The following is an 8548-nucleotide window of genomic DNA, read 5'->3' as shown; positions in this document are numbered from 1 at the left end:
TTATAACGAATGAAAGCTTAGAAACTATACTTATTAATAAAGATTATGTAAATAATGGCGATTTAAGTTTAAGCTTGGCTGATTATTTAGCTAAAAATGATTTAAATACAATTTTAGGTGATTATCTTTTAAAGGCTGATTTAACGACCGAACTTGATGCCGCTTTAAATGATAAAGGCTTAATTACAAATGAGACTTTAAATAGTGTTGTTGAAAGTAGTGTTGAAAGTGCTATTGATAGTAAAAATTTATTAACTATAGATAATAGTATAAGTATAGCTTATAATCAAACACAGGCTTTAGTGAATGTTTTAAGCACATCTAACAGCTTTTATTTAAATATTTCAAATCAAGCCCCCGATACCTCTATAAGCCCTACAAATCAAGGCTTTATAAATGGTTTTGTATGGGTAGATAAGAGCACAAATAGCTATTATATATCACAAGGGGATAATTGGGAAATAATAGATATTTTAGAACCAAAGTATATAACAAGATTAGCCATTGAATGTAGGGCTGGGAATAGTCAGTATAATTATTGTGGTGGAATGGCAGCCTTTAAAATAGTTTTACAAAGTGGAGATGTTTTAAAATTTATAGGTTATAGTTATAAAACAGGTTTGGTTACTTTTTCTGATAGTTTAGGTCGTAACTTTAAAGCTAAGGTAACCTATACATATACAAAATATAATGTTGAATCTTCTACGACGCCAGATACTGGTCTAATTTATTTTTTTAATCCTACTTATATGCCAATTACTGATAAAAGGGGTGAATTTTATCATAAATGTGGAGATTATGATACGAGCTATTATTTATATTTAGATTTTAATAGCCAAAATGATCTTTTAAATATTAGTGAAATAGCTTATATAAGCTTTTATAATGTTTGTAATAATTACATAAGAAAAGGCGTTTTTGGCCTACAAGTTTATTTAGGAAATCAAACAATAACACCAAAAATAAATATAGCCCCGATTGCCTTTAGTAGTACTTATTCTTTACTTAAATTTGATTTTATTGATCAAACACTTACCGAAATGGCTTTAACATGAAAATAACACTACAAAGAAGATATATGGGCAAAACTTGTTGCCAGGGTAAGCTTAAAATAATGGATGATGAAAATAATATAATCTTTCATTGTTTAAGCTTAGAAGAAGATGAAGAAGGGCTTGAAAGTGGTAAGGATCTAAGAGTACCACCTGGGATATATAAGCTAAAAAGGCATGAAAAAAGCAAATTTGAAGCTGTATTAAGAAGTATAACAAATAATAGCGAAGATTGTATGATTAATATTTATAATGAAAATGTACCCTTTGAAAGACACATTTTAATTCATTGGGGAAATAATCACAAAGATACATTAGGCTGTATATTGCTAGGCTTTTCAAAGATAGATAATGAAACAATAGGACAAAGTCGCCCTGCTTGTAAAGAATTTTATAATCTTTTAAGAGATAAGGATTTAGAAAAAATAGAATTTGAAATAATAAACGAATTTTAAAAAGGAGTGTAAAATGTTTTCTTTAATTTATTTTTTGATTGTCTTTTTTATAGGCTTTATAGTTGGGGCTTATGTTTTTAGTAATGAAAAATTAAAAAATTACTGCCTAAATTTAGTTAATAAAATCAAAGAAAAATTTAAAAAAAATGAGGCTTAAAAAATATTGGTTTTATTTTAGATGGTTTTTAATAGGTAAAAATCATTGTATTATAGGTAAAAGGGCTAAAAAGTGTTTTAATATAGTGCATAAAATCTTATGGCTTTTAATAATTATAACCTCAAGCCTAGGAAGTGCTTTATTAACACAATTTTTAATTAAAATTTTAAAGGCTTTTTGATGAATATTGAAGCTTATATAGAACTTTTACCAATTGTGGTTGTTGGGCTTATTTGTGGATTATTTAAATTTATAAATGATGAAAAAAAAGTCGAAAAATGTGAATTTAAAAAAAATGATATGTATATTAATTTTTTAAAGGTTGTAAGTACTTCTAGCGTGCTTTGTATTATTATTTATATGATTTTAACAGCTATTGACCTTTCTTATTTAGCAAAGGTTGGAATAGCTTCAGCGTTTAGCTTTTTAGGTCTTGAAAGGGCTATAAATTTGGTTAGGGATATACTTAATTTTAAAAAGGAAAGGTATTGAAAAAAAATATTTATTTTTTATTGTTTTGTCTTTTTATATCAATAATTTTAAATATTAATAATTATTTAGATTATAGGGCCTTGAAAAAACTTTATAAAGAAACAAGGTTATTTAATGGAAATGAAATTATACAAAATGAGATAAAAATACAAAGAAAAAAAGATTCTTTACATTTTAATGAGGATTAAAATGAAAGTTGCTTTTTTATAAGGGGTAAAAATGCAAAAAATTTTATATATAGCTTTGGCGATTTTAGTTATAAATTGTAGTTTTTTGTATTTAAGGCTTAATAATATAAAAGAGCAGTTAGAAAATACAAAAAAAGATTTAAACACAGCTATAAATGCAAATGATGAATTAAATAAAAGCATTGAAATTTTAAAGCAAAGGCATGAACAAGAATTAAAGGTGCTTGAAAATTCTAAGATTGAAAAAGATAATATTAAAGAAAGGGTCAAAAATGTTAAAAAGCAAGTTTTTAAAAGTGGCGAAACTAATACCACTAAGCTTTTTAATACCTTGCTTGATGGCTTGTACGAACAAAACGCAAGTCATTGAAAATGTAAGGGTTGAAAGATTAAAAATACCAAGTGAGCTTTTAACCTTAAAACCTTTAAAAAAGCCTATTATTGAAAATGAAAGAGATATTATAAAGGCTTATTCACATTTGTTTCAAGCTTATAAGGAATGTGAGATTAATATACAAAAAATTAAAGAATTGCAAGAAAATTAAGTTTTATTAAGATATTAAATATTTTTTTTATTAATAATCATATTATCACATTTTAAAGGCCTTTTGTTTTTTATAATTATTCTTTTATATAATAGTTTTTCTTCGCCATTTAGTAAAATAACAGGATTTTTATTATTTTTATTATTTTTTTTAATATTAAAATCTTTACTAAAACTTTCATTAATTATTCCTAAAATTTCAAACTGACTCGGATTATAATCTTTAATAAAATTAATAGGTACCCCCATTAAGCCCTCATAATCAAGAGGTATATTATTAACACTATTAATATTAATACAATCTTTAAAATTATTATAAAATGGATAAAAACTCGGATTTTTATAATATAGGGCAGTTGTTTTTAAATCCTTAAAAACTCTATTTATTTTTATATTGCAATACCATGCACAAAAGTTTAAAGAAACTTCCTTGCCATTTGGTTGTAAAAACTTACCATTTTTTAAAAAACTTATAAAGACTTCATTTTTTATAAAATGAGGTATTATATTTTTATAACAAAAAGCATTCATATTGCCTATAATAAGAAAATCTTTTTTAAAATTTATAAGTAAATCAAAATACTCTTTAAAAAGGCTAAAAGGCGGATTACTTATAATTATATCACTTTGTTTTAATAATTGTACACATTCTTTGCTCCTAAAATCACCCGCTCTATAATCATAATCGCTTTTAATAATTTCTTTTGTGTTTTCTTTGCATTTTAATAGGCTTTCAATCATCAAGGCTTTATTATCACAATCTATATCGCTTTTTACTTTTACAATTTCAATTTTAAAACTATAGCTTTCAAAAAGCCCATATAAAGCATTATTACTTAATGAAGTAGCGATTAATTTTTTAATTTTTAATTTATTAAAATTTTGTATAAAATAGCTAAAAAAGTTACTCTTATAAGCATCATCACAATTACAATATATAATCTTATCTTTAAAAACATCTTTATATTTTTCTAGCTCTGCTTGTATATTTTCTAAGCTTGTGTAAAACTCATCATTAATATATTTTTTAGCATTTTGCAGGGCTTTATGAAAAGTGCTTTGAGTGCTCATTTATTTACCTTTAATATTTATTTAAGTTAGATTTGTTAAAATTTGTTTTCAGTTTTAGTATAAACATAGCTACATAAGCATTGATATTGCAAATCTAGCTTGCCGACTCTATTTTTAAGGTAAAACCTTAAGGAGTCGGATTTTCTAGGCTATCAAGTTCAATCGTATAAATTTTATTTTTACCTTGTATTTTTTCAAAAAGTGTTATTTTTGCCTTTGCGTTTTTGTTATTAATAATTAAATCTTTTGTGAATTTATATATTAGTAAAATGTTTTCTTTATTTTTTATATCCTTATGAGTTTGTATTAAAGTAGCATTTTCAAAAAGATTTTTTATTTTTTTTGCCACTTCAAAATGCTCTTTTTTACTAAATCCATTATTAAGGCTTTTTTGTATCTCTTTGCTACTTGATATTTTATTAACTTCTTTTTGTGTTATAATGCCTTTTAAATTAGTTTCTTTGTTAATAATTTGCATATTTATTAAAGGTATTAAATTTTCTTTTAAATCCTTTCTTAAATCCTTAATTAATCTATCTTCATTTTTAAAGCTTATAATTAAAGGTTTATTTGCTTGATTTTTGAGGCTATTTTGTGTTAAAGTATTTAAATGAGTTTCAAAAAAATAGTTTTCTTTAATAATATCATTTTTAGTAGTGTTGGCCTTTTTGCTAAGCTTATTTTTTTTTAAAAGCTTTTCAATCGCCCCTTTTGAGTTATGATAAAACTCAGCATAATTTTTGCCAAATTCTTTTAAGGGTTCGTTTAATTGATTATTTTTTAATTTTGTGTTATAATCTATCTTATCAAGGTTAGATAAAGGTCGTTTATCTGTAAAAAGGGCATCGCCGAACGTCTTGTCGCTTTTCCTTGTTGCTTCATAGCTTGTTATAATCCAATTATTTTTTCCTTTTCCTTTCCATCCATTAGATAAGCCTAGTTTGTAAATTTTACCTTCAAAATTAGCCCAAATTGTATTAGTATTATTATTTTTTACAATCTTACCATTTTTTATAATTTTTTCAATTAAATTTAAATCAAAATTGGGGTGTTTATCTAAAATGTGGGCTAATCCATAGCCTGTATATTTGTCTTTATCCAAAATCTCTCCCCATACTAAATCAATATCCCCTAAATCATCACGCCAAAAAGCCCCTACTACTTGTCCTTTTTTCTCTTTTAAAAGCTTTTCAATCGCCCCTTTTGAGTTATGATAAAACTCAGCATAATTTTTGCCAAATTCTTTTAGGGGTTCGTTTAATTGATTATTTTTTAATAAATTCTCATCAGTTTTATTTAATTTTTCTAATTTTTTATCTTTTTTTTTACGCCTTGTTTTTCTATGCTTTCTAAAATATCATCTTGGCTTTTATCTAATTTTTGCAAGAAGTTAGATAATACTTTTTTTGTTTCGTTTGTAAATTCTTTATTTGTTTCGATTTTTTTTGATATTATATTTTTAAATTCACTTATTGAGCTTGACTTTTCAAGGGCCTTATTTAAATGATACCTTATTGCTGCACCTTGTATTTTTTCATTTAATTTTGGCATTAAAGGTACGTACGGGGCGTTTCTTACTAAAAAAGCAAAAAGCCCCTTTGTTACTTGCATTTTTGCCGCACCACTTATTGTTGTAGCAATACTACTTCCTATTTTTTCAGTTGTAGCACTTTGTCTTAAAGCCTTTGCGATCAAGGCATCATTTTTAAATAAAGTATCAAAGCCCTGGGCCATTTTAATAAAATCTTTTGCATAATTGCTTGTAAAGGTATTTTCGCCTAAATTTTTAAGCTTTTTAAAAAATTCAGCACTATCAAAGACCTTTAAATCATTTTTTTCATAAAGACTTTGTTTAAAAAAGTGATTAAGTAAATTTAATTCTAGATCTGTTTTTTGAGAATTATTTAAATTTTTAGTTAATCTTTGATAATTGTTAACATCTACTTCGCCTTGGCCTTGTAAAAACTTTTCAAAGCTTTTCATGACATTATCATAACTTTTTTTAGTATTTCTTAGCCCTAAATCATCAACTATTTTTGTTATATCTTTCATATTTTTATAATCATTTAAGGCTGTTTCAAAAAGAGTTAAGGCATCCTTGTAAAGGCTTTTATTTTGCTTTAAAAGTTCGTTTGTAGCGTCGTTAATATCTTCTTTTATAAAATTAATAACCTTACTTTTAACAAAGTTTTGAAAGTTTTTATCGGCATTGTCCTTAATCATAGAATTAAGCTGTTTTCTAGCGTTATTTAATTGTGAAAAAGTGACCCCATCTTCATTATATACATTTTTTTCGACAAAATTTAAAAATCGCATACTATCTTCTGGTAATACGCCCATTTCATCAAGCTCTTTTCTAAAATTTTCATAAGAAAAATTACTTTTTTTAAGCACTTCTTCGCTTGCATTTTCACCCGCGTTAAATATTTCGCCCGTTTCTTTATCAATCCTTACCTTATAACCTTTATGATAAAGCTTTTCTAGCGTTTCATCAACTGCCTTATTATAACTTTGTTTTGTACCGCTTTCTAGGGTATCAAAAATTTTTTTAATATCAGTTTTTGCTAAATTTAGATTTTCTAAATTTTGACTGAGTTTTGAAGTCGTTTCATTAAGTATAGTTTTTAAGTTTTGATTAGCTATAGGACTTATATTTGCTGCTTCTGCTAAAAAAGCTATTAAAGAGCCATCCTCATCAGCCCTAACTCTTCTTATTAAATCCTTTTGAAATTCTTTTTGATTATTTAAAGTAAAAATTTCATAAGCATTTTTTGCTCCCTTTGTTATAAAACTATCCTCGCCAAATTTAGCCTCGATTTTTTTAAATTTACCTTCTTTACTTTGTGTATTTAATTCGCCTCCAAAACTTTCGCTAAATTCTTTTAAGGTCTGTGCTTGTTCTTCGCTCATATTTAAAGATTTATTTAAAAGCTTTTGTACTGCTTCTTTGTTGCCATTTAAACTTCTTCTTGCAAAGCCTAAAAAAGGACTATATTCACTTGCCTTTTGTGCCACCTTTGTTAAGGGCTTAAAGGCTTTAATTCCTGTTAAGGCAACGCCATCACCTACTAAGCTTAAAATACCTTCTTCGATTCCATTATCTAAGACCTCTTTAAAGGTATTTTCACGACCTATTAAAAGATTATTATATATAGTATCTGCCATTCCACCCGCAAAAGCTCCTACTGCACTTCCTACAACTGCTCCTGCTACCTTTCCAACTGCCCCGCCTTTTCCCTTGCTAGCACCTTTAACAGCCCCGAGCAAAGAGCCACTTAAAGAAAATTTATTAGCCTCTAAAATATTAAAGGCATTATCAAAAAAACCCTCATTAATTTTAAAGACGTTTTCGCCTTTAAAGGCATATATATTTCCGTCTTTATCAGTGCCTATATTATCAAAGCCTACCTCTAAAGCTAGATCATTTAAATCATTTAAATAATTATCATAAGCCTTTGTATCTATCTCGCCACTTATCAAGCTTTTAATAGCTGCTGAGGGGCTTTTATAATAGTGATTTTCATCAAGCCTAATTTTAATTTTTTGTAAGTTTTTAGTTATCTCTTGACTATCATCAAAAGCCTTAAACTCTTCAAAATTTGTCTTGTCACCTTCAAAAAATAAAGAATTTGCAAGGCTATTTAAAGGCCCTCTTTCTTGTGCTATTAATTCTTTTTCATTATCACTTAAATCCTTAAAATCCTTATTTTTAGCGTTTTGTAAAATTTTGATTTTTTCATATTGTAGTTTTCCTACCTCTTCATTATTTTCTCTATCATCAAAATTAAAAAAACTTCTTTCATTAATATATTTTTTTGTTAAATAATCCTTTGTAGCCTCTTCTAAGTCTTCATAAGCTACATTATTAAGGGCTGATTTTTGTGCACTTGCTTTTAAAAGACTTTGTTCTTTTTTATAATCACTTGTTTGTAAAAAATCAAAGCCACTTACTAATTCATTATAAGTATTTTTAAGGATATTTTTTTCACTTTTTTTAACTTTTGGTATATAAGAATTATTATTTATATTTTCTAACATTTCATTATAAGACTTATCTAAATCATTATTTTTATTTTTAGCTATGCTTAATTTTTCATTTGAAACATTTATAAAATTTTCGCCTTGCTTATAATCTTTTGTATTAATATTTATTTCGTTTTCATTTTGCTTAATCTTAGTTTCATTAAGCTTTAAAGGCTTTTCATTATCGATTAATAATTTAAAATTTTGATTATTTTTAATTGTTTCAAAAATAAAATCCTCTTCTTTAAAATCCTTGTTTTTTTCTTGTTTTTTTAAAGAATTTTCTATATCTTGCCATTTAATATTAGTATTATTTTGCTTTAAAAAATCTATAATCTCTTTTTTAGAGGCCCCGTCCTTTGTAGCCTTTTCAAAATCAAAGCTAAATTCTGCCATTACTTGTCCTTTAATAGAATTTGCAAGGCTTTCGCCTTGCAATAACAAAGAATTGAACAAATGCAAAAAAAATATAACAAAATTAAGGTTTTAAAAAAAGGGTTAAAAAATCTTATTTTAACCCTTTTTTATAATTATTTTTTTTATAAAATGTTTTAAAAAAAGGTTTA

The 8548-nt window shown here is 25.9% G+C and carries 10 protein-coding genes; 7 read left to right on the top strand and 3 right to left on the bottom strand.

Annotated elements, in window-relative coordinates:
* The 7 genes from FMM56_RS08760 to FMM56_RS06165 all read left to right on the top strand — a co-directional run.
* Positions 1-1055 (top strand): hypothetical protein (locus FMM56_RS08760; RefSeq protein WP_190319029.1); only part of this gene is annotated, 1055 nt, incomplete at its 5' end.
* A complete protein-coding gene (locus FMM56_RS06190) occupies positions 1052-1507 on the top strand; it encodes a DUF5675 family protein (protein ID WP_150140972.1) in 456 nt (151 codons plus the stop codon). The genes FMM56_RS08760 and FMM56_RS06190, both read left to right, overlap by 4 nt.
* Before the next feature lie 13 nt (positions 1508-1520).
* Positions 1521-1664 (top strand): hypothetical protein, encoded by a 144-nt coding sequence (locus FMM56_RS08755; protein ID WP_190317939.1) that lies wholly within the window; start codon positions 1521-1523, stop codon positions 1662-1664.
* Between the two features lie 180 nt (positions 1665-1844).
* Positions 1845-2156 carry a phage holin family protein gene (locus FMM56_RS06180; protein WP_150208087.1) on the top strand — a complete coding sequence of 104 codons (312 nt, stop codon included), beginning with the start codon at positions 1845-1847 and terminating at the stop codon, positions 2154-2156.
* Positions 2153-2344, top strand: a complete 192-nt coding sequence (locus FMM56_RS06175) for a hypothetical protein (RefSeq protein ID WP_150208085.1) — start codon at positions 2153-2155, stop codon at positions 2342-2344. Before FMM56_RS06180 ends, FMM56_RS06175 begins: the two co-directional genes overlap by 4 nt.
* A 31-nt stretch (positions 2345-2375) precedes the next feature.
* Positions 2376-2714 carry a hypothetical protein gene (locus tag FMM56_RS06170; protein WP_150208083.1) on the top strand — a complete coding sequence of 113 codons (339 nt, stop codon included), beginning with the start codon at positions 2376-2378 and terminating at the stop codon, positions 2712-2714.
* Entirely contained in the window at positions 2683-2889 is a 207-nt protein-coding gene (locus FMM56_RS06165; protein ID WP_150208089.1) for a hypothetical protein, read from the top strand. Before FMM56_RS06170 ends, FMM56_RS06165 begins: the two co-directional genes overlap by 32 nt.
* A 14-nt stretch (positions 2890-2903) precedes the next feature.
* On the opposite strand, the gene FMM56_RS06160 is transcribed toward FMM56_RS06165, so the two are convergent.
* The 3 genes from FMM56_RS06160 to FMM56_RS06150 form a co-directional block, all read right to left on the bottom strand.
* Positions 2904-3959: an adenine-specific methyltransferase EcoRI family protein gene (locus FMM56_RS06160; RefSeq protein ID WP_150208080.1), complete on the bottom strand. Its 1056-nt coding sequence runs from the start codon at positions 3957-3959 to the stop codon at positions 2904-2906.
* 127 nt (positions 3960-4086) lie between these two features.
* Positions 4087-5154, bottom strand: a complete 1068-nt coding sequence (locus tag FMM56_RS09000) for a hypothetical protein (RefSeq protein WP_223811479.1) — start codon at positions 5152-5154, stop codon at positions 4087-4089.
* A 110-nt stretch (positions 5155-5264) separates the two neighbouring features.
* On the bottom strand, positions 5265-8378 hold the full coding sequence (locus FMM56_RS06150; protein ID WP_150208074.1) for a hypothetical protein: 3114 nt from the start codon (positions 8376-8378) through the stop codon (positions 5265-5267).
* Positions 8379-8548 lie beyond the last annotated feature (170 nt).

It is taken from the genome of Campylobacter sp. LR264d (assembly GCF_008633895.1).
Classification (GTDB): Bacteria; Campylobacterota; Campylobacteria; order Campylobacterales; family Campylobacteraceae; genus Campylobacter_D.
The sequence above is the reverse complement of the archived record's forward strand: the minus strand, read 5'-3'. Positions and strand labels throughout refer to the sequence as shown.

Excerpts from the sequence above, each read along its gene's own strand:
- FMM56_RS06190 (WP_150140972.1), top strand. The coding sequence starts at position 1,052 with ATGAAAATAACACTACAAAGAAGATATATGGGCAAAACTTGTTGCCAG.
- FMM56_RS08755 (WP_190317939.1), top strand. The coding sequence starts at position 1,521 with ATGTTTTCTTTAATTTATTTTTTGATTGTCTTTTTTATAGGCTTTATA.
- FMM56_RS06180 (WP_150208087.1), top strand. The coding sequence starts at position 1,845 with ATGAATATTGAAGCTTATATAGAACTTTTACCAATTGTGGTTGTTGGG.
- FMM56_RS06170 (WP_150208083.1), top strand. The coding sequence starts at position 2,376 with ATGCAAAAAATTTTATATATAGCTTTGGCGATTTTAGTTATAAATTGT.
- FMM56_RS06165 (WP_150208089.1), top strand. The coding sequence starts at position 2,683 with ATGGCTTGTACGAACAAAACGCAAGTCATTGAAAATGTAAGGGTTGAA.
- FMM56_RS06160 (WP_150208080.1), bottom strand. The coding sequence starts at position 3,959 with ATGAGCACTCAAAGCACTTTTCATAAAGCCCTGCAAAATGCTAAAAAA.
- FMM56_RS06150 (WP_150208074.1), bottom strand. The coding sequence starts at position 8,378 with ATGGCAGAATTTAGCTTTGATTTTGAAAAGGCTACAAAGGACGGGGCC.